Annotated in this window: 20 protein-coding genes; 6 read left to right on the top strand and 14 right to left on the bottom strand. The window is 64.2% G+C overall.

From position 1 onward, the window contains the following. Positions 1-203 precede the first annotated feature (203 nt). The 9 genes from hflC to ACTYOL_RS24965 form a co-directional block, all read right to left on the bottom strand. Positions 204-1,073 carry a protease modulator HflC gene (gene hflC / locus ACTYOL_RS24925; protein ID WP_054893186.1) on the bottom strand — a complete coding sequence of 290 codons (870 nt, stop codon included), beginning with the start codon at positions 1,071-1,073 and terminating at the stop codon, positions 204-206. Then, positions 1,073-2,254: an FtsH protease activity modulator HflK gene (gene hflK / locus ACTYOL_RS24930; protein WP_063546405.1), complete on the bottom strand. Its 1,182-nt coding sequence runs from the start codon at positions 2,252-2,254 to the stop codon at positions 1,073-1,075. Before hflK ends, hflC begins: the two co-directional genes overlap by 1 nt. 96 nt (positions 2,255-2,350) lie before the next feature. Further along, on the bottom strand, positions 2,351-3,652 hold the full coding sequence (gene hflX / locus ACTYOL_RS24935) for a ribosome rescue GTPase HflX (protein ID WP_054893184.1): 1,302 nt from the start codon (positions 3,650-3,652) through the stop codon (positions 2,351-2,353). 12 nt (positions 3,653-3,664) lie between these two features. Continuing rightward, entirely contained in the window at positions 3,665-3,925 is a 261-nt protein-coding gene (gene hfq / locus ACTYOL_RS24940; protein WP_029612777.1) for an RNA chaperone Hfq, read from the bottom strand. A 93-nt stretch (positions 3,926-4,018) separates the two neighbouring features. Beyond that, positions 4,019-4,990, bottom strand: coding sequence for a tRNA (adenosine(37)-N6)-dimethylallyltransferase MiaA (gene miaA / locus ACTYOL_RS24945; protein WP_444757250.1), 972 nt, complete (start codon positions 4,988-4,990; stop codon positions 4,019-4,021). Position 4,991: 1 nt separating this feature from the next. Continuing rightward, on the bottom strand, positions 4,992-6,893 hold the full coding sequence (gene mutL / locus ACTYOL_RS24950) for a DNA mismatch repair endonuclease MutL (protein WP_063546407.1): 1,902 nt from the start codon (positions 6,891-6,893) through the stop codon (positions 4,992-4,994). Further along, complete coding sequence (locus ACTYOL_RS24955) at positions 6,890-8,335, bottom strand: N-acetylmuramoyl-L-alanine amidase (RefSeq protein ID WP_196759876.1); 1,446 nt, start codon at positions 8,333-8,335, stop codon at positions 6,890-6,892. Before ACTYOL_RS24955 ends, mutL begins: the two co-directional genes overlap by 4 nt. Then, positions 8,336-8,809: a tRNA (adenosine(37)-N6)-threonylcarbamoyltransferase complex ATPase subunit type 1 TsaE gene (gene tsaE, locus ACTYOL_RS24960; protein WP_444757251.1), complete on the bottom strand. Its 474-nt coding sequence runs from the start codon at positions 8,807-8,809 to the stop codon at positions 8,336-8,338. It lies immediately after the preceding gene. Beyond that, complete coding sequence (locus ACTYOL_RS24965; protein ID WP_153774210.1) at positions 8,797-9,657, bottom strand: NAD(P)H-hydrate dehydratase; 861 nt, start codon at positions 9,655-9,657, stop codon at positions 8,797-8,799. Before ACTYOL_RS24965 ends, tsaE begins: the two co-directional genes overlap by 13 nt. Before the next feature lie 65 nt (positions 9,658-9,722). On the opposite strand from ACTYOL_RS24965, the gene queG reads away from it, so the two are divergent. Continuing rightward, the gene (queG, locus tag ACTYOL_RS24970; protein WP_153774211.1) at positions 9,723-10,790 is read left to right on the top strand and encodes a tRNA epoxyqueuosine(34) reductase QueG; all 1,068 of its coding nucleotides are present in this window, start codon (positions 9,723-9,725) and stop codon (positions 10,788-10,790) included. A gap of 62 nt (positions 10,791-10,852) precedes the next feature. On the opposite strand, the gene ACTYOL_RS24975 is transcribed toward queG, so the two are convergent. After that, complete coding sequence (locus ACTYOL_RS24975; RefSeq protein ID WP_054893179.1) at positions 10,853-11,464, bottom strand: trimeric intracellular cation channel family protein; 612 nt, start codon at positions 11,462-11,464, stop codon at positions 10,853-10,855. An 86-nt stretch (positions 11,465-11,550) separates the two neighbouring features. Continuing rightward, entirely contained in the window at positions 11,551-12,093 is a 543-nt protein-coding gene (gene orn / locus ACTYOL_RS24980; protein ID WP_054893178.1) for an oligoribonuclease, read from the bottom strand. 92 nt (positions 12,094-12,185) lie between these two features. Here orn and rsgA point away from each other — a divergent pair, with 92 nt between their 5' ends. Next, positions 12,186-13,217 (top strand): small ribosomal subunit biogenesis GTPase RsgA, encoded by a 1,032-nt coding sequence (gene rsgA / locus ACTYOL_RS24985; protein WP_153774213.1) that lies wholly within the window; start codon positions 12,186-12,188, stop codon positions 13,215-13,217. A 42-nt stretch (positions 13,218-13,259) separates the two neighbouring features. Here the strand turns inward: rsgA and motB are convergent, their stop codons facing one another. Continuing rightward, the gene (gene motB, locus ACTYOL_RS24990; protein WP_153774214.1) at positions 13,260-14,285 is read right to left on the bottom strand and encodes a flagellar motor protein MotB; all 1,026 of its coding nucleotides are present in this window, start codon (positions 14,283-14,285) and stop codon (positions 13,260-13,262) included. A gap of 3 nt (positions 14,286-14,288) precedes the next feature. Then, positions 14,289-15,140 (bottom strand): flagellar motor stator protein MotA, encoded by an 852-nt coding sequence (motA, locus tag ACTYOL_RS24995; RefSeq protein ID WP_054893175.1) that lies wholly within the window; start codon positions 15,138-15,140, stop codon positions 14,289-14,291. A 130-nt stretch (positions 15,141-15,270) separates the two neighbouring features. On the opposite strand from motA, the gene ACTYOL_RS25000 reads away from it, so the two are divergent. Genes ACTYOL_RS25000 through asd form a run of 3 tightly spaced genes read left to right on the top strand, consistent with a single transcriptional unit; the run spans position 15,271 to position 18,534 of the window. Beyond that, positions 15,271-16,806, top strand: a complete 1,536-nt coding sequence (locus ACTYOL_RS25000) for an HDOD domain-containing protein (protein ID WP_054893174.1) — start codon at positions 15,271-15,273, stop codon at positions 16,804-16,806. Positions 16,807-16,851: 45 nt separating this feature from the next. Beyond that, positions 16,852-17,661 carry a rhodanese-like domain-containing protein gene (locus ACTYOL_RS25005; RefSeq protein ID WP_063546419.1) on the top strand — a complete coding sequence of 270 codons (810 nt, stop codon included), beginning with the start codon at positions 16,852-16,854 and terminating at the stop codon, positions 17,659-17,661. Positions 17,662-17,670: 9 nt separating this feature from the next. Next, positions 17,671-18,534 (top strand): archaetidylserine decarboxylase, encoded by an 864-nt coding sequence (gene asd / locus ACTYOL_RS25010; protein ID WP_197891954.1) that lies wholly within the window; start codon positions 17,671-17,673, stop codon positions 18,532-18,534. A 45-nt stretch (positions 18,535-18,579) separates the two neighbouring features. On the opposite strand, the gene serB is transcribed toward asd, so the two are convergent. Continuing rightward, positions 18,580-19,794: a phosphoserine phosphatase SerB gene (serB, locus tag ACTYOL_RS25015; RefSeq protein ID WP_054893171.1), complete on the bottom strand. Its 1,215-nt coding sequence runs from the start codon at positions 19,792-19,794 to the stop codon at positions 18,580-18,582. 135 nt (positions 19,795-19,929) lie between these two features. Here serB and ACTYOL_RS25020 point away from each other — a divergent pair, with 135 nt between their 5' ends. After that, positions 19,930-21,402 (top strand): histidine kinase, encoded by a 1,473-nt coding sequence (locus tag ACTYOL_RS25020; RefSeq protein ID WP_151926052.1) that lies wholly within the window; start codon positions 19,930-19,932, stop codon positions 21,400-21,402. Positions 21,403-21,412 lie beyond the last annotated feature (10 nt).

Here is a 21,412-nt window from a genome sequence, read left to right on the forward strand (position 1 = left end):
AGGCAGCACCGATCCCAGCGCCGCCGCCGTGCCAACACCCTCGAAAAACTGCGCGTCCTGTCCAAGTCGTCAAAAAGCCGGGGGCCAATCAACCTTGCAGACGCAAAAAAGCCGGGAATTTCCCGGCTGACTCATCATACACCCCTTTTGATTCGGGATGCACCCCACCGGGCGTTTTAGCTGCCCGGCGGGGGTCTTTCCTGTTACGGCTTGCTCTTGTCCAGGAAGCGGAAGAACTCGTTCTTCGGATCCAGGACCAGCACGTCGCTCTTGCTGGCAAAGCTCTCGCGATAAGCCTGCAGGCTGCGGTAGAACACATAGAAATCAGCGTCCTGGCCGTAGGCCTTGGCATAGATGGCAGCCGATTGGGCATCGCCATCACCACGGGTTTCTTCAGCTTCACGGTAGGCTTCAGCCAGCAGCACACGGCGCTGACGGTCGGCATCTGCACGAATACCTTCAGCCAGCTCGTTACCCTTGGCACGGTGCTCGCGCGCTTCACGCTCACGCTCGGTGCTCATACGGTCGAACACGCTGCGGTTGACTTCCTTCGGCAGGTCGATGGCCTTGACGCGGACGTCGATGACCTCGATCCCCAGCTCCTTGTTGGCCATGCGGTTCAGCGAAGCGGTGATGTCGGCCATCAGCGCGTCACGTTCACCGGATACCACCTCATGCAGGGTGCGCTTACCGAACTGGTCACGCAGGCCGCTTTCCAGACGACGCGACAGGCGCTCGTCGGCGATCTGCTTCATGCCCGAGGTCGCGGTGTAGAAACGCTCGGCGTCCTTCACCCGCCACTTGGCGTAGGCATCGACCATCACGGCTTTCTTCTCCAGCGTCAGGAAACGCTGGGTCGGGGCGTCGAGGGTCATCAGACGGGCGTCGAACTTGCGCACCTGGTTGACGTACGGAACCTTCACATGCAGGCCCGGCTGGACATCCGCCTGGACCACACGGCCGAACTGCAGCAATACCGCCCGCTCGGTCTGCGACACGATGTAGAAGCAGTTCCAGGCGACGATCGCCAGCACCACGGCGGCAATCAGGGCGAACAGCGATTTATTGCTCATCAGCGGCTCTCCCTAGTGCGCAGCGGCTGTTGTTGCTGTTGCAGGTCCTGTACAGCGCGAGTGGCGGCGTCGTTGACCGACGGCGACACACTGCTGGACGGCGCTGCAGTGTTGCGGCTGCCTTCGACCATCTTGTCCAGTGGCAGGTAGAGCAGGTTGTTCTGCCCGTCCTTGGTGGCCACCATGACCTTGCTGGTGTTGCTGTACACCTCCTGCATGGTCTCCAGGTACAGACGCTGACGGGTGACGTCCGGCGCCTTGCGGTACTCGGCGACCAGCTTGGTGAAGCGATCGGCCTCACCCTTGGCACGGGCGATCACTTCATCGCGGTAGCCGTTGGCATCCTCGATGATGCGCTGCGCCTGACCACGGGCCTCAGGCACCACGCCATTGGCGTAGGACTCGGCCTGGTTGCGCGCACGCTGCTCGTCCTCACGGGCGCGGATCACGTCGTCGAAGGCTTCCTGCACTTCACGCGGGGCTGCCGCGCTCTGTACGTTGACCTGGGTGACGGTGATACCCGTGCGGTAGGTGTCGAGGAAGCGCTGCAGGCGTTCGCGGATATCCACGGCCATCTGCTCACGACCTTCGGTCAGCACCTGGTCCATCGAGGTGGAGCCCACGACATGGCGCAGGGCACTGTCGGTGGCGTGCTGCAAGCTTACTTCCGGCTGGTCGACGTTGAGAACGAAGTCCTGCAGGTTGCTGATCTTGTACTGCACGGTCAGCGGCACCTCGACGATGTTCTCGTCCTCGGTGAGCATCTGGCCCTGCTTGGTGTACGCACGCTCACGCGTGACGTTTTCCATGTACTTGCGGTCGATCGGCGGGAAGTAGATGTTCAGGCCCGGCCCCACGGTCTCGTAGTACTTGCCGAAGCGCAGCACCACGGCCTGCTCCTGCTCGTCGACCACGTAGACGGCGCTGTACAGCCAGATTGCCGCCAGAACTGCCAGGCCAATGCCCAGCAAGCCGTAGCCGCCACCCTTGCCGATGTTGCGGTCACCACCGCCACCGCGTTTCTTGCTGCCGCCGAACATGCCGTTCAGGCTGTCCTGCAGCTTGCGGAAGGCCTCGTCGAGATCCGGTGGTCCCTTCTTGTCGCCACCACCACCGCCACCACGGCGGCCGCCCCAGGGATCCTGATTGTTCGAGTTGCCACCCGGCTCGTTCCAAGCCATAGCGCTCTCCATCTGATAAAGCAAAGACGCGCCCACGGCGCGCCGTCCAATGCTACAGAATGCCTGTCACGGCTGCCCGGCGACCTCGACGGGCATTTATTGCAAAGTGTGTTGCTCGATGAACACTTCAGGCTCAAGGCCTGCGCGGCTGATCAGGCGATTGAGCTCGACCCGGGGCAGACGCACGCTCAGCAAGCTGCTGCCCTGTTCATCGTGTTCTTCGCCTTGCACTGCCCCCAGTTCGAAGAATTGCGCGCGCAAGCGTGCAAGTCGCTGTTCCAGGCGCAGGGTTCCGACAAACAGATCATCCCCCAGCAATTCGGCTATCGCCTGCCCCACAAGCTCAAGACCGCGCCCGTCGCGGGCCGAAACCCAGACCCGCTCCGGCTTGCCGTCGGCATCGCGCTGGATCTGCGGCTCGACATCTTCGAGCAGGTCGAGTTTGTTATAGACCTCGAGGATCGGCAAGCCTTCGGCACCGATCTCGCCCAGCACCGCGAGCACCTGTTCGATCTGCTCCATGCGCTCGGGCTCGTGCGCATCGATCACATGCAGCAGCAGATCGGAGTTGCTCGACTCTTCGAGCGTAGCCCGAAAAGCCTCGACCAGCTTGTGCGGCAGGTGGCGAATGAAGCCCACGGTGTCGGCCAGCACGATCGGCCCCAGGTCGTCCAGCTCGAGCCTGCGCAATGTCGGGTCGAGTGTGGCGAACAACTGGTCGGCCGCGTACACCTCCGATTGCGTCAGGGCGTTGAACAGCGTGGACTTGCCGGCGTTGGTATAGCCCACCAGCGACACCGAGGGGATGTCCGCGCGCTTGCGTCCGCGCCGGGCCTGCTCGCGTTGGCTGCGCACCTTCTCCAGACGCGCCTTGATCTGACGCAGGCGCACCCGCAGCAGGCGGCGGTCGGTTTCAAGCTGGGTTTCACCCGGGCCGCGCAGACCGATACCACCTTTCTGTCGCTCAAGGTGGGTCCAGCCGCGCACCAGCCGCGTGCTCATGTGCTCGAGCTGGGCCAGTTCGACTTGCAGCTTGCCTTCGTGAGTCCGCGCCCGTTGGGCGAAGATATCGAGAATCAGACCGGTACGGTCAAGCACGCGGCACTCGAAGACGCGCTCGAGGTTGCGCTCCTGACTGGGGGTGAGGGTGTGATTGAAAATCACCAGGTCGGCTTCTTCGGCCTTGACCAGGTCGCGCAGTTCCTCGACCTTGCCACTGCCGATCAGAAACTTGGCTGTGGGCTGGTGCCGGGCAACCGTGGCCAGGTGGACGATGTCCGCTCCGGCCGACAGTGCCAGCTCCTGAAACTCCTGCGGGTCTTCGCGCGCCTCAGGGTTCTGACCTTCCAAGTGAACGAGCAACGCCCGCTCACCACCACCGTGGCGCTCAAAGAACAATGCAGGCTCCTATCAGGCGTTGCCTGGCTCGCTGTCGCCGTGCTCGGAATCGGACGGGCTTGGCAGACGAACCGGACGGGCAGGTACGACAGTGGAAATCGCGTGCTTGTAGACCATCTGGCTGACGGTGTTCTTCAGCAGCACGACGAACTGGTCGAAAGATTCGATCTGGCCTTGCAGCTTGATGCCGTTGACCAGGTAGATCGAGACCGGGACCTTTTCTTTTCTCAAGGTGTTCAAGTAAGGGTCTTGTAGCGAATGCCCTTTTGACATATGCCGCACTCCTGTAAGGATCAATAGTAAAAAACTGAAAAAATTCGTTCATTAAGGCCGTCAGTCGCAAGAATAGACGGCAATTGCAGGGACTCAGCTCAATATGGAGACCGATTCCAGGTATTTCAAGATGCGGGACAGATTGTCGCAGGCCAGGCTGTCCAGCCAGTGTACGTCGGACCAGCTACGCAACCAGGTGAACTGCCGCTTGGCCAGCTGGCGGGTGGCGATGATACCGCGTTCGCGCATCTGCTCGGCTGTCAGTTTGCTGTCCAGATAGTCCCATACCTGCCTGTACCCCACTGCCCGTATAGACGGCAGCCCGACATGCAAGTCACTTCTGGCCCGCAGCTCTCGGACCTCGTCGACGAAGCCCTGTTCCAGCATCTGCGAAAATCGTAGCGCAATTCGCTCATGCAAAATGTGACGATCTGTAGGCGCAATCGCCAGACTGGCGACAGTATAGGGCAAATGCCCGCCCGCGCCTGCGTCTGAACCGCGGGTTTCGGCTGATTGACGCTCGCGGTGGGCGGTCATGCTCTGGCCGCTCACCCGGTATACCTCCAGCGCACGGATCAACCGCTGCGGATCGTTCGGATGAATGCGCGCCGCCGATACCGGGTCGATCTCGGCCAACTGCCGGTGCAGTTCCCCCAGGCCCAGCTCGCGGGCCTGGGCCTCGAGTTCGGCGCGAACCTCGGCATCAGCGGGCGGCATATCGGCCAGGCCGTCCACCAGCGCCTTGTAGTACAGCATGGTGCCGCCGACCAGCAGCGGGATCTTGCCACGCGCAGTGATCTCGGCCATGGCCTGCAGCGCATCGCCACAGAATTGCGCCGCCGAATAGCTCTCGGCCGGGTCGCGGATGTCTACCAGCCGGTGCGGATGGGCAGCCAGCACCTCGGGCGAAGGCTTGGCGGTGCCGATGTCCATGCCGCGGTAGACCATGGCCGAGTCGACGCTGATCAGCTCGCAAGGCAGGGACTGTGTAAGGGCAATGGCCAGGTCGGTCTTGCCGGCAGCCGTCGGGCCCATGAGAAAAATCGCTGGGGGCTTGCCACTCATGTCATCGACCGCGCAGGAAAAGTTTGTCCAGATCATCCAGGCCCATCTGGGTCCAGGTCGGTCGGCCGTGGTTGCACTGGCCGCTGCGCTCGGTGTTCTCCATGTCACGCAGCAAGGCATTCATCTCGGGGATTGCCAGGCGTCGGTTGGCACGCACCGCACCGTGGCAGGCCATGGTGCCGAGCAGCTCGTTGATGTGCGCCTGAATGCGGTCGCTGGTGCCGTACTCCATGAGATCGGCGAGTACATCCTGCACCAGGCGGTTGGCCTCGGCCTGCTTGAGCAACGCGGGGATCTGGCGGATCGCAAGGGTTTCCGGCCCCAGGCGCTGCAGCTCGAAGCCCAGCCGCTGGAAGGTCTGGGCATGTTCTTCGGCGCAGTCGGCCTCACGCTGGCTGACCGCCAGTGACTCGGGCACCAGCAGCGGCTGGCCACTGAGCCCTTCGCTGGCCATCGCCAGCTTCAGGCGCTCGTACATGATCCGCTCGTGGGCGGCGTGCATGTCTACCAGCACCAGGCCCACGGCGTTCTCGGCCAGGATGTAGATGCCCTTGAGCTGAGCCAGGGCATAGCCCAGCGGTGGAATGTCACCCTGGCTTTCCGGCAGCGCCACGGGAGGCTGGGCGCTGGTCTCCAGCGGGGCGAAGTACTCGCGGTAGACTGCTTGCGCCTCTGCTGCCGGCACCGGCTGCGACGGGCGCGGCGTGTACTGGTACTGGTAGCCTGCGCCCGCGCCACCATTGGAGAACGACGGCTGCTGCTGCGCCTGGGGCTGTTCGAGCACCGAGGCGGCCAGGCGCATCTCGCCCTGGGGGCCGAACTCACCGGCCTGCAAGCCGCTGGGGCGCACGATCTCAGTGGTTGCCGCCGGCGCCGCGAGCTGATCCTCGGGGCGCACATCGGCCAGCGCACGGTGCAAGGTGCCGTACAGGAAGTCGTGGACCATCCGCCCTTCACGAAAGCGCACTTCGTGCTTGGTCGGGTGCACGTTGACATCGACACCGGTGGGATCGAGCTCCAGGAACAGCACGAATGTCGGATGCCGGCCGTTGAACAGCACGTCGCGGTAGGCCTGGCGCACCGCGTGGGCGACCAGTTTGTCGCGCACCGCGCGGCCATTGACGAAGAAGTACTGCAGGTCTGCCTGGCTGCGCGAGAAGGTCGGCAAGCCGACCCAGCCCCACAGGCGCAGGCCATTGCGCTCGACCTCGATCGGCAGCGCCTGCTCGAGGAAGCCAGGCCCGCAGATCGCCCCGACCCGCCGCGCGCGCGACAGCTCGTCGGGCGCCTCATGCAGGCTGAGGATGCTCTTGCCGTTGTGACGCAGGTGGAAGCCGACATCGAAGCGCGCCAGCGCCAGGCGCCGGATCACTTCCTGCAGATGATCGAATTCGGTTTTCTCGGCCTTGAGGAACTTGCGCCGGGCCGGGGTGTTGAAAAACAGGTCGCGTACTTCGACCGAAGTACCGATGGGGTGCGCCGCCGGCTGAACCCGCGGGAGCATGTCTCGGCCCTCGGTCTCGACCTGCCAGGCTTCGCTGGCATTGGCGGTACGCGAGGTCAGGGTCAGGCGCGCTACCGAACTGATCGACGCAAGTGCCTCGCCACGAAAGCCCAGGCTGAGCACGCCCTCAAGGTCTTCCAGCTCGCGGATCTTGCTGGTCGCGTGGCGCGCCAGCGCCAGAGGCAGGTCGTCCGGGGCGATGCCACTGCCATCGTCACGCACGCGCAGCAGCTTCACGCCGCCCTGTTCGACATCCACGTCGATGCGCCGGGCACCGGAATCCAGGCTGTTCTCCAGCAGCTCCTTGGCCACCGACGCAGGGCGTTCGACCACCTCACCGGCGGCGATCTGGTTGGCCAGCCGCGGGCTGAGCAGCTGGATTCGCGAACCACCACTCATTGCTGGGACGCCAGGGTAGTGGCCGGGATATCGAGGTGCTGACCGACCTTGAGCTCATCGCTCTTGAGGTTGTTGGTGCTGCGCAGGCTGGCAACGCTGACCTGATAACGCACGGCGATCATCGCCAGCGTCTCGCCCGGGCGCACGCTGTGTTCACGTGGACCCTGGGCGATCTTGCCGGAATCGCGCAACCAGGCGATGTAGGTGCCTGGCGGCGGGTTCTGCTGGAAGAACTGGCGCACACCGCTATGAATCGAGCGGGCCAGCGCCTGCTGGTGACTCTTGGTTGCCAGCTTGTTGGCTTCGTTGGCGTTGGAGATGAAACCGGTCTCGACCAGGATCGACGGAATGTCCGGCGACTTCAGCACCATGAATCCCGCCTGTTCCACGCGCTGCTTGTGCAGCGGCGTGATGCGGCCCATGTTGCCCAGCACTTTCTGGCCCACGTTGAGGCTGGAACTGAGCGTGGCCGTCATCGAGAGGTCGAGCAGCACACCGGCAAGCATGCGGTCCTTGTCATCGAGGCTGACGTTACCGGCACCGCCGATAAGGTCGGAGCGGTTCTCGCTGTCGGCCAGCCAGCGCGCGGTCTCGGAGGTAGCGCCACGGTCGGACAGGGCAAATACCGAGGCGCCGAAGGCCGCTTTCGACGGCGCGGCGTCAGCGTGGATGGAGATGAACAGGTCAGCGCCCTTCTTGCGGGCAATCTCGGTGCGTTTGCGCAACGGAATGAAGTAATCGCCGGTACGGGTCAGTTCGGCGCGATAACCTTTTTCGGTGTTGATCTGGCGCTGAAGCTCGCGGGCGATATCGAGCACGATGTCTTTCTCGTGCTGGCCACGCGAGCCGGAGGCGCCTGGGTCTTCCCCGCCATGGCCGGCGTCGATGGCGACCACGATGTCACGCTTGCCGTTGGGCACCGGCGGCAGCTTGATCGCCGGTTGCGCCGGTGTCACCGGTACTGCGGGCGTGGTGGCTGGCGCCTGGGTGACCGGCGGCGGCGTGGGGTTGCTGGCGGCAACCGCATCGGCTTCCTGGTCGTACAGGTCGACCACCAGGCGATTGCCGTACTGGGCGTTGGGTGCAAGGGTGAAGCTTTTGGGCGTGACAGCCTTTTTCAGGTCGACCACCACGCGCAAGTCGGTGGCGGTACGCTGGGCCGAGCGCACGCTGGTGATAGGCGTGTTCGAGGTGGAGACGTTCAATGGCGAGGCGAGCGTCGCACCATTGATATCGATGACCAGGCGATCAGGCGCGCTGAGCGTGAAGACGCTGTGCTGCACCGGGCCCGACAGATCGAAGACCAGGCGCGTGTTGTCCGGCGCGCGCCACAGGCGCATGCTCTTGACTTGTGTGACGGCCAGAGCGTCAACGGTCACCGCTGTCAGCAGCAGTCCAACGACGGCGACCAGTGCGCGAATGCGCAGCATACCTTTCCCCACTTACGATTTGTTTTCGGCAGCCAGAGCGGCACACCAGGCTTCGCCGCGAGCCCCCTGCGGCGACAGGTTCAGCGAGCGGCCGCCCGCCTGGGGGCTTATGGTAATGGTCAGTTCGGGCTTTGGCAAAACGCCCGCGCCCTTCTGCGGCCATTCGAAAAGACACAGCGGATCGCCTTCGAAATAGTCGCGAATCCCCATGAACTCTAGCTCTTCTGGGTCGACCAGGCGGTAAAGATCGAAATGGAAGGCGCGGATATTGCCTATTTCATAAGGTTCGACCACAGTGAAGGTCGGGCTTTTTACTGCGCCAGTGTGACCCAATCCACGGATCAGGCCTCGCGACAAGGTGGTCTTGCCGGCGCCCAGGTCGCCTTCCAGAAAGATCACGCCATGGCCGCCAGTGACCTTGGCGAGCGCTGCGCCGAACGCAACGGTAGCCGGCTCGTCGGCCAGAAACAGGGTTATGCCTGACACGCTGAATGCTCCTCCAACAATTCTCGAATGACCGGAGCCAGATCGCTGGCCGCCAGACCTCTGCCCTGCGCGCCGAGGCGTTCGCCAGCGCAGGCGTGTAACCAGACGCCCAGGCCCGCCGCCTGCCAGGCGTCCAGGCCCTGGGCGAGCAACGCGGCCAGCACACCGGTCAGCACATCGCCCAGGCCGGCACCGGCCATGGCCGGGTGGCCTCGCTCGCACAGCCGCAACTGGCCGCTCGGGTCGGCGACCAGGGTTCCGGCGCCCTTGAGCACGCAGACACTGTCGTAGCGACGCGCCAGTTTACGCGCAGCCCCGGGCCGGTCGGCCTGCACGGCCTCGGTGGAAATGCCCAGCAAGCGCGCGGCCTCCCCAGGATGCGGGGTCAGGATGCTGCCGCCCGGCAAGGCCAGGGGCGTGCGCGCCAGCAGGTTGAGCGCATCAGCGTCCCAGACCTGCGGCAGGTGCGCATTGGCGACTACCGAAAGCAGGCTGCGGCCCCAGGCCGCCTGGCCAAGACCAGGCCCGACCACCAGCACCGAAGCGCGCTCCAGCACCGTCATCAACTGGTTGGCCGAACTGACGCCCAGGCACATGGTTTCCGGCAGACGGCTGAGGCTCGCGGCCACATGCTCGGGGCGTGTCGCCACGCTGACCAGCCCGGCACCACAGCGCAGCGCCGCCTCGGCACTGAGCAGCACGGCGCCGCCGGTACCCAAGTCGCCGCCAACCACCAGCACATGGCCAAAATCGCCCTTGTGGGCAGTTGCCGGCCGCGCAGGCAGGTGCGCGACGGTCACGCTGCTGAGCGTTTGCGGGGTATTGGCGTGGTGTTTGGTCTGAGGCATGGGGTCAAAGGCTCCGATGTCTGGCAGAATTATACGCACCTGAGCCTGCAATGCCTTGTCCATCAATGTCCGCCTCCTCTCTAGACCTCCCAGTACTGGCCCAATCGATCAAGGATTGGGGCCGCGAACTCGGTTTTGCCCACGTGGGCATCGCCGATGTCGAGCTTGGCGAGCATGAACAGCACTTGCACCGCTGGCTTGAGGCTGGCCATCACGGCGAGATGGACTATATGGCAGCGCACGGCACGAAACGTTCGCGCCCTGCCGAACTGATCCCCGGCACCTTGCGGGTGGTTTCGCTGCGCATGGACTATCTGCCCGGCGATACGCAGATGGCCCAGCGCCTGGCTCAACCGGAAAAAGCCTATATCTCTCGCTACGCACTGGGCCGCGACTACCACAAGCTGGTGCGCAAGCGCGTGCAGCACCTGGCCGACCGCATCCAGGAAACCATCGGCCCCTTCGGCTACCGCGCTTTCGTCGACAGCGCTCCGGTACTGGAAAAGGCCATCGCCCAACAGGCCGGGCTCGGCTGGATCGGCAAGAACACCCTGCTGCTCAACCGTAAGGCGGGCAGCTACTTCTTCCTCGCCGAGCTGTTTGTCGATCTGCCACTGCCCGCCGACGAAGCCCAGACCAGCGAGCATTGCGGGCGCTGCCAGGCGTGCCTGGACATCTGCCCCACCGCGGCCTTCGTCGGGCCCTACCAGCTCGATGCGCGGCGCTGCATCTCGTACCTGACCATCGAGCTCAAGGACGCGATCCCGCTGGAGCTGCGCCCCTTGATCGGTAACCGGGTGTTCGGTTGCGACGACTGCCAGATCGTCTGCCCCTGGAACCGCTTCGCCAAATCGACCGGCGAGGACGACTTCAAGCCGCGCCATGGGCTGGACAACGCCGAGCTGGCGGCACTGTTCCTGTGGGACGAAAAGACCTTTCTCAGCCGCACCGAAGGCTCGCCGCTACGTCGCGCCGGTTACGAGCGCTGGCTGCGCAACCTGGCGGTCGGGCTGGGCAATGCACCTTCGACGATCGCCGTGCTCGAGGCCCTGAAAGCGCGGCGCGAGCATCCTTCGGCATTGGTCAGGGAGCACGTGGAGTGGGCGTTGGCGCGGCACGAGGCGGGGGGCTGACAGGCAAAGTACAACTTTTTCGCGGGCAAGCCCGCGAAAAGACCGCATTCGATCCCGAAGACTCAATGCTCGTCGTTGTAGTGGAACTTGGGCATTTCCCAGTGAAAGCGGATGGCCAGCAAACGCAAGAGGAAGCCGCCAAACAGCGTCAGCAGCATCGCCTGCTCGGCCGGCACCTTGAAGTACACGCAGCCCAGATAGAACCAGGCCGCAGCGAACGACACGCTGGCATACAGCTCCCGACGAAACACCAGCGGAATGTCGTTGCAGAAGATATCGCGCAAGATGCCGCCGAACACACCGGTGATCACCCCGCTGATCGACGCCACCAGCATCCCCTGGCCCATTTCCAGTGCAGTCATGCAGCCGATCAAGGTGAAGGCCACCAATCCGAGGGCGTCGAGGACCAGGAACAGCGAGCGCAGGTGACGCATCAGCGGCGCGATGAAGATCGTCAGCAATGCGGCGAAACTGGTCAGCACCAGGTATTCGGGGTGTTTCACCCAGGTCAGCGGGTAGTGCCCAAGCAGTACGTCGCGCACCGAGCCGCCACCCAGGGCGGTGATGCAGGCGATCAGTACCACGCCGAACCAGTCCATGCCGCGCCGGCCAGCAGACAAGGCGCCAGTCATGGCTTCGGCAGTGATGGCGATGAGGTAGAGCATCAACAGCATGGCGCAGATCCGTGCGAGAAAAGGCGCGCAGTCTACTCAGTCGCGCGTGGCACCAAAAGGGGGCGCATGCACACCCCCCTGATTCATCAGACCTTGATGAAATGCTCGCGGTAGTGACGCAGCTCGGCGATCGACTCGCGGATGTCATCCAGCGCCAGGTGGGTGCTGCCTTTCTTGAAGCTGTCGCGTACGTCCGGCGCCCAGCGCGCAGCGAGCTCCTTGAGCGTGGAGACATCGAGGTTGCGGTAGTGGAAGTAGCCTTCCAGCGCGCGCATGTGACGATAGAGGAAGCGGCGGTCCTGACAGATACTGTTGCCGCAGATGGGTGACTTGCCCTTTGGTACCCACTGCTCCAGAAAGGCGATGGTCTGGGCTTCGGCTTCGGCCATGTCGATACGGCTTTCGCGCACGCGCTGGGTCAGGCCCGAGGCGCCATGGGTGCGGGTGTTCCACTCGTCCATGCGCGCCAGCACTTCGTCGCTGTGGTGAATGGCGATGACCGGGCCCTCGGCCAGGGTGTTCAGTTCGCTGTCGGTGACGATAGTGGCCATCTCGATGATGACGTCGTTGTCCGGATCCAGGCCGGTCATCTCCAGATCGATCCAGATCAGGTTCTGTGGGTTGTGCATGAATGAGCTCCTCGAATAGGCCAACATATTAGCCTAGTGGAGCGTGCTAAACTGCCTGCCGTTTTCTTTTGCCCCGCCAACACGGAACCTCCATGGCCAAACGCCAGCTCAACCGCCGCCAGAACTGGCGCATCGAAAAGATCCAGGGTGAACGCGCCGCCCGCGCCGCCAAACGCGAGCAGCACGCCCTGCAAGAGCTCGAAGGCGGCGACCTGGGGCCCGAGCAGCTGGGCCTGGTGATCGCCCACTTCGGCGTCACGGTCGAGGTCGAGGCCCAGGACGGCGACGTCGCAGGCCAGGTGTTCCGCTGCCACTTGCGCGCCAACCTGCCTGCCCTGGTCACAGGCGACAAGGTGGTCTGGCGGGCCGGCAACCAGGGCAACGGTGTGATCGTCGCGCAGATGCCGCGCAGCACCGAGCTGTGTCGGCCGAACAACCACGGCCAGCTCAAGCCGGTCGCGGCCAACGTCGACCTGATCGTGATCGTCTTCGCCCCGGCACCCGAGCCCCAGGCCAATCTCATCGACCGCTACCTGGTTGCTGCCGAGCACGCTGGCATCCGCCCGCTGCTGTTGCTGAACAAGGCCGACCTGATCAATGACGACAACGCAGCGACGCTCAATGCGTTGTTAGCGGTGTATCGAGATCTCGGTTACCCGCTGCTCGAAGTGTCCGCACACCACGGCGATGGCATGCAGCGCCTGCAGCAGACACTGGACGAGCACGTCAGCGTGTTCGTCGGGCAGTCGGGCGTGGGCAAGTCGTCGCTGGTCAACAGCCTGCTGCCGCAGGCGCAAACGCGGGTGGGCGATCTGTCGGAGTGGTCAGGCCAGGGTACCCACACCACCACCACCGCACGGCTCTACCACTTCCCCAACGGCGGCGACCTGATCGACTCCCCCGGTATCCGCGAGTTTGGCTTGGCGCATGTCAGCCGTGACGATGTGGAGGCGGGCTTCATCGAGTTCCGCGATCTGCTCGGCAACTGTCGCTTCCGCGACTGCAAGCATGACCGCGAGCCTGGCTGTGCGTTGCTCAAAGGGCTGGAGGAAGGGCGTATCTCGGCGCAGCGGATGCACAGCTACCGCTCGATCGTGGCAAGCCTGACGCAAGACACCTACTGAAGATGCAGGAGCGGCGTTGCGCCGCTCCTGCAGATGACGGGCTCAGTTTTCCTTGGGCTCGTCCATCTTCAGCACGCCATCCTCGAAGATGTTCAGCTTCTGGCGCAGCTCGCGCGGCTGCATCGGCGTCGAGCCATCGGCCGGCGCGGCGGAGGCACCAGGTGCTCCTGGCGCCGCATCGGCAGGCGGGGTTGGGTTGGCCGGTGCCTCAGGTGCACCCTGCTCGCCCTCGATATCCCGCTGGGCTTTTTTGGTCAGCACGATGATGTCGATCCGGCGGTTGACCGGGTTGAACGGGTTTTCGCGGTCGAACAGCGACGACGAGGCGTAACCCACCACTCGCGCCACCTGGCCATCCGGATAACCACCCGCCACCAGCGCACGTCGCGCGGCGTTGGCACGGTTGGCCGACAGCTCCCAGTTGCCGAAATCACCGGTACCGGCATAAGGCTTGGCATCGGTGTGGCCGCTGACGCTGATCTTGTTCGGCACGGCCTTGATGGTGTCGGCCATGGCCAGCAGGATGTCTTCGAAGTAGGGCTTCAGGCGCGCACTGCCGAGGTCGAACATCGGCCGGTTCTCGGCATCCATGATCTGGATGCGCAGGCCGTCCTGGGTGATCTCGAACAGGATCTGGTCCTTGAACTTCTGCAGTTGCGGATTTTCCTCGACCTTGTTCTGCAGCTCCTGCAGCAGCAGTTGCAGCCGCTCCTGCTCGACCTGGTCGGCCATGGTCTCGATCCGGTCCTTGTCCATCTGCACGCTGGTGTCAGGCGTCGGCTCGGACTTCTCCTCCGGGTTGATGGTCTTTTCCGGGGCCAGCTGCGGCGAGCCGCCCAGGTCGATGACGTAGGGCGTACCGCTTTCGGAGAAGCCAATCGGATCCTTGAAGTAGCCGGCGATGGCGATCTTCTGCTCCGGGGTGGCCGTGGACAGCAACCACAGCACCAGGAAGAACGCCATCATCGCCGTGGCGAAGTCGGCGAAGGCGATCTTCCAGGAGCCGCCATGGTGGCCGTCGCCGTAGCGCTTGACGCGCTTGACGATGATGGGCTGATTGTTCTCCATGGCTTAGCGACCGCGAACCGCTTGTTCCAGTTCGGCAAAGCTCGGACGGTGCGCCGGGTACAGCACCTTGCGCCCGAACTCGACGGCCAGCGACGGCGGCATGCCGGACGCCGAGGCCACCAGCGAAGCCTTGATCGCCTCGTAGACGTTCAGTTCTTCCTTGGCGTCGTGGCGCAGGCAGTTGGCCAGCGGGCCGAAGAAACCATAGGCCGCGAGAATACCGAAGAAGGTCCCGACCAGCGCAGCACCGACGTGCAGGCCGATGGATTTCTGGTCGCCATCGCCCAGCGAGGCCATGGTCACCACGATGCCCAGTACCGCCGCCACGATACCGAAGCCGGGCATGGCGTCGGCAACGCTGGTCACCGCATGGGACGGGTGCTCGAGGTCTTCCTTCAGGCTCAGCAGCTCCATGTCGAACAGGCCTTCGAGCTCATGGGGTGCCATGTTGCCGGTCGACATGATGCGCAGGTAGTCGCAGACGAACGCGGTCATCCGCGCATCGCCCATGACCGCAGGGTACTTGGCGAAGATCGGGCTGGCCGCGGGATCCTCGATGTCACCCTCGATGGCCATCATGCCCTCGCGGCGACTCTTGTTGAGAATCTCGTAGATCAGGCCCAACACTTCCAGGTAGAACGTATGGGTGAAGCGGCTGCCAAACATCTTCAGCGACTTCTTCATGACGTGCATGGTCATGTAGCCAGGGTTGGCCTGGAGAAACGCGCCAAAGGCCGCACCGCCGATGATCAGCACTTCGAACGGCTGGATCAGCGCCGCGATCTTGCCGTGGGAGAGGACGTATCCGCCGAGGACACTCGCGAATACGACGATGATGCCGATAATTTTAGCCATAGATTGGAAGCACTTGCTGTCGTGGTCAGGGTCAGGGGCGGAAGCTTGGAAACTCTTCTTCTCCTTATCGGCAGAACTGCGCCAGACTATAGCCACTCAATGCGAAAAGCCAGTTTGGACTGATGTCAAAATGCCAATCGAAACCAAGGTGCCAGCGCAGATCCCCTCCTCTCTAGACGCCTGGGTAAGGCTGCTCGACGGTATCCGCGTGCCGGTACCCAAAGAGAGTCATGACCGGGTTCTGGCGGCCATCAACGACAATCGCCGCTCGCTGCGCGACATCGCCGAACTGATGCAGGACAGCCCGTCGCTGGTGCTGTGCGTGATGCGCGAAGCCAATCACCCGAACCATGCCAGCCAGGCCGAGCCCGCCGAAAGCCTGGAGATCGCCCTGAACCGCCTGGGCCTGAGCCGCATCCTGCAATTGATGGGGCGCCTGCCATCGATACCGGGAGACGACATCCCGCCGGTGCTGCGCCAATTCCTGCTGATCAGCCAGCACGCCACCCAGCAAGCCAACGGCCTGTTCGCCAGCCGCCTGGCGCGCCTGTGGCAGGAAATCCACTGGGGCAGCCTGCTGTTCCTCTCGCCACTGTGGGCACTGGCCCTGGCTTACCCCAAGCTGCTCGACACCTGGGAACTGCGGGTCATTCACAAGGGTGAAGAGGCTTCAGAGGTGGAGCATGCACTGTTCGGCGTGCGCATCATGGAGTTGTGCCGCGCCGTCGCCACGCACTGGCGCCTGCCGGAATGGGTCACCCAGGGTTATCGCCTGCTGCTCGAAGAACGCGAACAACTGGCCCAGGTATTGAACATCGCCCGCGAGCCTGACGAGTTGAGCAAGCAGCATCGACTGGACGAAGAGCCCGGGCTGCGCCGCTGGTTCAACCAGCCGGCCAACACCGTGCTGCTGGCCAACGGCCTGGCGCTGTCGGCGCAGGTCGGCTGGGACAACCCGCACTTGCTGCGCTGGCAACTGCTCACCGCCATGTACCTGCAAACCACGCTGGATGATGTGCAACAGCAAGTGCACCAGCAAGCAGCGGCCAGCGCGCGCCACCATGCCCGGCATGCACTGTTCCACCCGGCCGAGGCGCTGATCTGGCCCTGGCAGCAGCGGCGCCCGCACCCAGACATGCTCACCCCGCCACCGCCACCTGCCCAGGACCTGCAACGCTGGCGCACGCTGTGCGGCGACCTGCTGGCCCAGCCCAGCCCGTTCACCAACACCGTGCACCTGGCCACCCAGGCGCGCGAGGCACTGCTGGCTTGCGGCATGCAGCGGGTGCTGTTGCTGCTGCTCGACAAACCCAATGACTGCCTGCGCGTACAGCAGAGCGCCGGGTTGCCGCGCGAAGCCTCAGCGCTGACATTGGCACCAGGCCAGAGCAAGCTGCTGCAAAAACTGCTGAGCAAAGCCTCGCAACTGCGCCTGACGCCCGACAATCATGCCCAGTTTTCCGCCCTGCTGCCCGCACCGCTGCGTGCGTTGTTCCCCAGCGAGCACTTGCTGTTGCGCTCGCTGGCCGTGAACGACCAGGTATTGATGCTGGCGATCGCCGACCAGGGCGGCAGGCCGCTTGCGGACGTGAGCGTGCAGGCCTTCGGAAAAACCGCACAATGTATCGAGCGCGCGCTGGCCAGCTTCGCCAACCGCAATGCCTGAACCTTGCGCTACAATCGCACCTCCCTTGCTCCCCGGAGACCGTGGATGACTGATTTTTCCGGCTTGCCCCTGGTGATCGAAGCCGCCGACCTGCTGCCACGCCTGGATTCGCCCGAGCTGATCCTGGTCGACCTGAGCAGCGCCAACCGCTATGTCAGCGGCCACATCCCAGGCGCGCGGTTCGTCGAGGGCAAGCGCACCCAGCTGGGCCAGCCTCCGGCTCCGGGCCTGCTGCCGGCCCAAGCCGACCTGGAAAAGCTGTTCAGCGAGCTCGGCCACCGAGACGACGCGGTGTACGTGGTATACGACGACGAAGGCGGCGGCTGGGCCGGGCGCTTCATCTGGCTGCTCGACGTGATCGGCCACGCGCGCTACCACTACCTCAACGGCGGCATCCAGGCCTGGCCTGCGGACAAGCTCGTCACTGAAGTGCCAGCAGCCGCCAGCACGCCTGTGCGCCTGCGCCTGCGCGCCGAACCCACCGCCACCCGCGAATACCTGCAAAGCCGCCTGGGCGCCGACGACCTGGTGGTCTGGGACGCCCGCGGCCCGCAGGAATTCAACGGCGAGAAGGTCCTGGCAGCCAAGGCCGGCCACATCCCCGGCGCGGTCAACTTCGAGTGGACTGCAGGCATGGACCTCAACGACCACCTGCGCATTCGCAAGGACATCGCCGAAGTACTGCAGCAATTGGGCATCACCCCTGACAAGGAAGTGATCACCCACTGCCAGACCCACCGTCGCTCCGGATTCACCTACCTGGTGGCCAAGTCACTCGGCTATCCACGGGTCAAGGCCTACGCCGGCTCGTGGAGCGAGTGGGGCAATCACCCGGACACGCCTGTAGAAGTTTAAGGAAACTGCATGAAATCCCGTCTGTTCATCATCAGCCAGCACCTGCTGCCGCACCACCTGCTGTCGCGCCTGGCCGGCTGCGTCGCCGAGTGCCGCGCTCGCTGGTTCAAGAATGCCTTCACCGCCTGGTTCGCCAAACGCTACCAGGTGAACATGTCCGAGGCGCTGGTCGAGGACCTCACCGCCTACGAGCACTTCAACGCCTTCTTCACCCGTGCCCTCAAGCCGGGGGCGCGCCCCCTGGATGAAACCCCGGGCGCGATCCTGTGTCCGGCCGACGGTGCGGTCAGCCAGCTCGGTCCGATCGAGCACGGCCGTATTTTCCAGGCCAAGGGCCACAGCTTCAGCGCCCTCGAGCTGCTCGGCGGCGACTCGGCGCTGGCTGCGCCGTTCATGGGCGGCGAGTTCGCCACCATCTACCTGTCGCCGAAGGACTACCATCGCGTGCACATGCCGCTGGCCGGCACCCTGCGTGAGATGGTCTACGTGCCGGGCCGCCTGTTCTCGGTCAACCAGACCACGGCTGAGAACGTCCCCGAGCTGTTCGCCCGCAACGAGCGTGTGGTTTGCCTGTTCGACACCGAGCGCGGGCCGATGGCGGTGGTGCTGGTGGGTGCGATGATCGTTGCCTCGATCGAGACGGTCTGGGCCGGGCTGGTCACACCGCCCAAGCGCGAGCTGAAGACCTTCCGCTACGACGAAGCCAGCCGCGCGCCGATCCATCTGGAAAAAGGCGCGGAACTGGGGCGTTTCAAGCTGGGTTCGACCGCGATCGTGCTGTTCGGGCCAGAGCAGGTGAAATGGGCCGAAGCCCTGGGCGCCGGGTCTGCCGTGCGCATGGGCGAGCAACTGGCGCTGCCAGTGCAGGGCTGACCCAGGATCGCTGGGGCTGCTTTGCAGCCCCGCTGTTTCAACGGTTCACACGCGCCCGTCGCGGTCACGCCAGCCCAGCAAATACAGCACGCCATCCAGCCCCAGCGTGGAAATCGCCTGTTTGGCAGACTGACGCACCAGCGGCTTGGCGCGGAAGGCCACGCCCAGGCCGGCCAGCGACAGCATCGGCAGGTCGTTGGCACCGTCGCCCACGGCGATGGTCTGCTCCAGTTGCAACCCTTCCTTGTGCGCCAGCTCCTGCAGCAGGTCAGCCTTGCGCTGGGCATCGACGATCGGCTCGATCGCCACGCCCGTCACCTTGCCATCCACCACTTCCAGCTCATTGGCGAACACGTAGTCGATGCCAAGGCGTGCCTGCACCTGCTTGGCGAAGTAGGAAAAACCGCCGGAGAGGATTGCAGTCTTGTAGCCCAGGCGCTTGAGTTCGGCGAACAGGTGTTCGGCACCTTCGGTCAGGCGCAGCGAAGCGCCGATTTCGTCCAGCACGCCGACGTCCAGGCCTTTGAGCAATGCCATGCGCTCCTTGAAGCTGGCACGGAAATCCAGCTCGCCACGCATGGCGCGCTCGGTGATCGCCGAAACCTGTTCGCCGACACCTGCAGCCTTGGCCAACTCGTCGATCACCTCGGCTTCGATCAGCGTCGAATCCATGTCGAACACCGCCAGGCGGCGATTGCGACGGAACAGGTCATCCTGCTGGAAGGCGATGTCGATACCCTGCTCGGCCGACAATGCGAAGAAATCGGCGCGCAGGGACTGGGCGTCGGTCGGCTCACCGCGCACGGAGATTTCCAGGCAGGCGCGACTCTTGTCGGTGCTGGCGTCGAGCGCCACACGTGCCGAGAGGCGCTCGATCCGCTCGATGGTCAGGCCATACTGGCTGATGACTGCACTCACCCGTTGCAACTGTTCGGGCGTGACCTTGCGGCTGAGCAGCGTGACGATGTGGCGATTGTCGCCATGGCCGTCCACCCATTGCTGGTAGTCTGCCTCGGAGATCGGCGTGTACCGCGCCTGCAGGTTCAGCTCATGGGCCTTGGACTGCACCCCTTGCAGCAGGCCGGTGGCGACTTCATTGTCGGGAATATCGACCAGAATGCCGAACGACAACGTGCCATGCATGACCGCAAGACCGATGTCGAGGATGTTCACACCGCCCTGGAGCAGGACGCCGGTGATGGCCGCAGTGAGACCCGGACGGTCTTCACCAGTGATGTTGATCAGGACGATTTCGCGCAAGACCGGGCTCCAACTCGATGAAAAATGCGCATTCTACCCACTTTCCATGACCATCGGGCGCCATCGATACTTTGCCGACAAAACGCGGGTCGCTATACTGCCCAGCATCTTTTCCGCCATAAAGAGCCGCGCTCTGTGAACCGGCCCACGCCTGTCAAAACCGACAATTTCTTTCTGATGATCTTCCGAGCCCTGCGCCAGCGTCGTATTCCCCTGGCATTGCGCATCGCCAGCCACAACATTTTCCTGGTGGCGCTGGCCTTGGTGATCTATGCCTGCGTGATGGGCCTGCAGTTCAAGCAGGCCATGCACGAGCAGGCCGATGCCGTCGGCCAGAGCCTGACCGTGCAGACCGCGACCTCGGCTACCGAGCTGCTGGTGTCCAACGACATCCTCAGCCTCAACGTGCTGCTGGGCAATCTGGTGAAGAACCCGCTGGTGGCCCACGCGGCGATCTACAGCGTCGACAACCGAATCCTCGCCGAGGCCGGGCAACGGCCAAAAAACAGCCTGCTGGGCGAGGCCGAAGGGGTCTACCAGACCAAGATCACCTTCCAGGACGTGACCGCCGGGCAACTGCGCATTAGCCTGGACATGAGCCAGTTCCAGCAACCGATGCTGATCAGCCTGCAGAGCATGGGCATTCTCGCGGCCATCCTGCTGGCGCTGGCGCTTACCCTCAGCCTGCGCCTGGGCCGCTTCATCTCGACGCCGCTGCTGCAATTGCGTGTCTGGCTGCGTGACCCGCACCCCTATACCCCGGCCATCGAGCGCCAGGACGAAATCGGCGATCTCGCTCGTCAGCTTCATGCCCGCCTGGCCCCGCCGCCACCGCCGGAGCCGGAAGAACAGGAAGACGACGAAGATGATTTTGCCGACCTGCATGTGGAGGAGCCGCCACGCAAGGCCGCACCCAAGCCTGTAGCGGCCAGGGTGGCCGCCCAGGACGACGACGCAGACGACGACGCCTTTGCCGACCTGATCGACGACACCGTGCACAGCCCCAAGGCACTGGCCATCCCAGAGTCTGACGAACCGAACACCAGCGCCGTGCTCGCCGTGCAACTCGGCTCCCAGGAGCAACTGCGCCGTCTGCCGCGCACGCGCCTGACCGAGCTGCTGGAGCGCTACCGCGACTGCCTCGACCAGGCCGCGTCGCTGTACGAGGGCGAGGTGCACACCCTTGACGACGGCAGCACGCTGTTGCTGTTCCACAGTCGTGACAGCGGCGAGGACTACCTGACCAATGCCATCTGCTGTGGCGAATTGCTGCGCGCCCTGGGCCACGCCCTGCAGATCGAGGTCGCCGACAGCGGTATCACCCTGCAGTTGCAACTGGGCCTGGCGCTGGGTGAGGACCTGCTGGGCATGGATCAGGTCGACCTGCTGATGACCGAGAAGGCCCAGGATGCCCTGGCGCTGTCGCAACACAGCCGCAACCTGCTGCTGGTCGAGCGCCAGGTCAGCGACGACGCGCTGATCCGCCAGCGCGCGCGCATTCGGCCGATCGCCAGCCCTGAAGGCGCCTGCTGTGTCGAGCGACTGATGGAGCCCTACCCGTCGATGCTCGAGCGCCAGTTGGCGCGGATGCATGAGCGTCGGACCTGAATGTCTTGAT

Origin of the sequence: Pseudomonas sp. A014 (assembly GCF_052378495.1) — a bacterium.
GTDB classification, from domain to species: Bacteria; Pseudomonadota; Gammaproteobacteria; order Pseudomonadales; family Pseudomonadaceae; genus Aquipseudomonas; species Aquipseudomonas machongensis.

What these genes read in the sequence shown, in the direction of transcription:
- miaA (WP_444757250.1), bottom strand. Translation starts at nt 4,990, where the DNA reads ATGAGTGGCAAGCCCCCAGCGATTTTTCTCATGGGCCCGACGGCTGCC.
- ACTYOL_RS25000 (WP_054893174.1), top strand. Translation starts at nt 15,271, where the DNA reads ATGCCAATCGAAACCAAGGTGCCAGCGCAGATCCCCTCCTCTCTAGAC.
- ACTYOL_RS24965 (WP_153774210.1), bottom strand. Translation starts at nt 9,657, where the DNA reads ATGCCTCAGACCAAACACCACGCCAATACCCCGCAAACGCTCAGCAGC.
- hflC (WP_054893186.1), bottom strand. Translation starts at nt 1,073, where the DNA reads ATGAGCAATAAATCGCTGTTCGCCCTGATTGCCGCCGTGGTGCTGGCG.
- ACTYOL_RS25005 (WP_063546419.1), top strand. Translation starts at nt 16,852, where the DNA reads ATGACTGATTTTTCCGGCTTGCCCCTGGTGATCGAAGCCGCCGACCTG.
- queG (WP_153774211.1), top strand. Translation starts at nt 9,723, where the DNA reads ATGTCCGCCTCCTCTCTAGACCTCCCAGTACTGGCCCAATCGATCAAG.
- asd (WP_197891954.1), top strand. Translation starts at nt 17,671, where the DNA reads ATGAAATCCCGTCTGTTCATCATCAGCCAGCACCTGCTGCCGCACCAC.
- rsgA (WP_153774213.1), top strand. Translation starts at nt 12,186, where the DNA reads ATGGCCAAACGCCAGCTCAACCGCCGCCAGAACTGGCGCATCGAAAAG.
- hfq (WP_029612777.1), bottom strand. Translation starts at nt 3,925, where the DNA reads ATGTCAAAAGGGCATTCGCTACAAGACCCTTACTTGAACACCTTGAGA.
- mutL (WP_063546407.1), bottom strand. Translation starts at nt 6,893, where the DNA reads ATGAGTGGTGGTTCGCGAATCCAGCTGCTCAGCCCGCGGCTGGCCAAC.
- motA (WP_054893175.1), bottom strand. Translation starts at nt 15,140, where the DNA reads ATGGCTAAAATTATCGGCATCATCGTCGTATTCGCGAGTGTCCTCGGC.
- hflK (WP_063546405.1), bottom strand. Translation starts at nt 2,254, where the DNA reads ATGGCTTGGAACGAGCCGGGTGGCAACTCGAACAATCAGGATCCCTGG.
- ACTYOL_RS24975 (WP_054893179.1), bottom strand. Translation starts at nt 11,464, where the DNA reads ATGCTGTTGATGCTCTACCTCATCGCCATCACTGCCGAAGCCATGACT.
- motB (WP_153774214.1), bottom strand. Translation starts at nt 14,285, where the DNA reads ATGGAGAACAATCAGCCCATCATCGTCAAGCGCGTCAAGCGCTACGGC.
- orn (WP_054893178.1), bottom strand. Translation starts at nt 12,093, where the DNA reads ATGCACAACCCACAGAACCTGATCTGGATCGATCTGGAGATGACCGGC.